The 2,037-nt window shown below is 41.9% G+C and carries 3 protein-coding genes; 2 read left to right on the top strand and 1 reads right to left on the bottom strand.

Annotated elements, in window-relative coordinates; genetic code table 11:
* Positions 1-313 precede the first annotated feature (313 nt).
* Positions 314-547, top strand: coding sequence for a hypothetical protein (locus L4C35_RS23000; protein WP_428465048.1), 234 nt, complete (start codon positions 314-316; stop codon positions 545-547).
* 50 nt (positions 548-597) lie between these two features.
* Here L4C35_RS23000 and L4C35_RS23005 read toward each other — a convergent pair whose 3' ends face one another.
* Entirely contained in the window at positions 598-855 is a 258-nt protein-coding gene (locus tag L4C35_RS23005; protein WP_428465049.1) for a hypothetical protein, read from the bottom strand.
* A gap of 58 nt (positions 856-913) precedes the next feature.
* Between L4C35_RS23005 and L4C35_RS23010 the strand changes: the two genes are divergently transcribed.
* The gene (locus L4C35_RS23010) at positions 914-1,609 is read left to right on the top strand and encodes an HNH endonuclease (RefSeq protein WP_428465050.1); all 696 of its coding nucleotides are present in this window, start codon (positions 914-916) and stop codon (positions 1,607-1,609) included.
* Positions 1,610-2,037: the final 428 nt, after the last annotated feature.

Consider the following 2,037-nt stretch of genomic DNA (forward strand, 5'->3'; position numbering starts at 1 on the left):
GTTTTCAACTGCATTTCATCATGGCAGGCAAGCTGCTTAACCCAAGTCAAACGGCCGGGTAACAAGGCCATTAATACGACCACCAACGCTCGGCATTCTAGGTCTGAATTGGCTTTAGTGTTTTCGGTGGTCTCATTAACATAATCGTAATACGTTGTGGCGTATTATGGCGAGCGTTACCCGACTTGGTTGAGTTCTTTTTGTGTACTTAACTCCGCTGTTGTTGTTAGTTGCTCAATTCTAGTTAAATCCGTATGCAGTTAGAATCGTTCGTCGGTCATAGCGGTTTCTTATTTTTAAACGTCTCAACGACTTGCGTGAATGTTCGCTGGTAACCGCGCCAACTTCTTTATTTGGTTTTAAACATGGTTCGGCCGTGGCGGTTGATGCTCCGTGTACTTACCAGTTCTTTAGTTTCTCAGCTATAGCCTCACAATTTCCGAGGATAGCCGCTTTCAATATTGTGGTCGGTGCGTTGGTAGGGAAGTGGTTACATTTTGGTGGTTGTCGTAAACAGAAGAATTGCGGGCGATGTTCGCGGCTTTAGTTTTGGCTGCCTTTTTATCAGTATCCGTGCTCGTTTTTGGTTCATCTTTTCTAGGTAAACCATAGTGTTAACATCATCGTTGCCGCTATTTTGTGGGTAAACGCGCAGTAGTTTTCGTGGTTATAGTTTTGAATTTGACTGCCTTGAGTTGGGTGTTTGTCGCGCTTAATCAGTGCCGTTTTTAATTGCATTTCATCATGGCAGGCAAGCTGCTTTAGCCAAGTCGAACGGCCGGGTAACAAAGGCATTAATGTGACGCCTGACACTCGGCGGTTTTGGTTTGAAGTGTATTTGGTTTTGTAAGTCATGCGTTGGCGCACCTTATGCCAAGGCGTTATGCGCTAACAAATATAATAGGCTAAGTCTATGAATTTCGAAGATTGGATTGTGCAGAGCACTCGAGCTGGTCGAGCATCTGCAATTAAATATTCAGGTGCTGTATCTGGTCGACTATCAAGTATGGCGATAGAGCATGGACTATCAAATGTTGGTCTATTGGAATCTAAGTCGCCTAAAGTTGTTGCAACTGATCTTAAAGAACTTGATGAATTTATTGCTCGGAATTCAACAGGTAATTCAATGTATAGTCGAGCTTTGGACTTGTTTATTCAGTTTTTAGATTCTGGTCGTCCTTCAATTGAAGATGATATAGCTGCGATAATTCAAGATCCGACGACTACTGTTAAAGAAAAACAGCGCTTATTTAAATCACGGATTGGGCAGGGACAATTCCGACAAAAGTTACTCGATATGTGGGGTTGCTGTGCAGTTACAGGATGTAGTGAAAAAATATTGCTAATAGCTAGTCACATTAAACCGTGGTCTGAATCTACAAATGAGGAGCGTTTAAATCCATTTAATGGCTTGCTATTAATTTCCACCTTAGATAAGGCGTTTGATAGCGGTTTAATCAGTTTTGATAGTCTGGGTAAAATTATGATTTCACAACACTTTACTGATTTTGAGGCTGCTGGTGTATCCCAAAGTATGATGATCCAACTTAATGAGTTGCATGACGAATACTTGAATTACCACCGAAAATATGTGTTTAAAGGCGCATAACAAAGCCATCAAAACGACCATCAACGTTCGGCATTCTAGGTATGAATTGGCTTTGGTGTTTACGCTGGTTAGTTAAATATTGTCGTAATGCGTTGCTGGCGTTTTATGGCAGGGCGTTATGGCTACAAAAGATAGTCGTATTTGAAGCTCGATGATCTGAAATATTGGCAGCGATTTGCTGAGCTTCAAAAGCGATAAGGCTGGTAATTCTATTGTAGCTTCGCTGATGTTTAACTGCTTGTTTAGTAGCATCTTATCAAGAGCAACTGCTTCCCCAACGCCAGTAAAGGGGGGCTTTCATAATCTCGTCAGTTATTCGGATCCCCCTTCCACTCTACAACGCACAGCGAGTTATCTCTGCTCGATCCAGCAAAAATCATATTCATTTGTCTAACGTGAAAGCAGCGCTATTTCTGAAGGCAATGTTA

It is taken from the genome of Photobacterium kagoshimensis (assembly GCF_050337045.1).
Classification (GTDB): Bacteria; Pseudomonadota; Gammaproteobacteria; order Enterobacterales; family Vibrionaceae; genus Photobacterium; species Photobacterium kagoshimensis.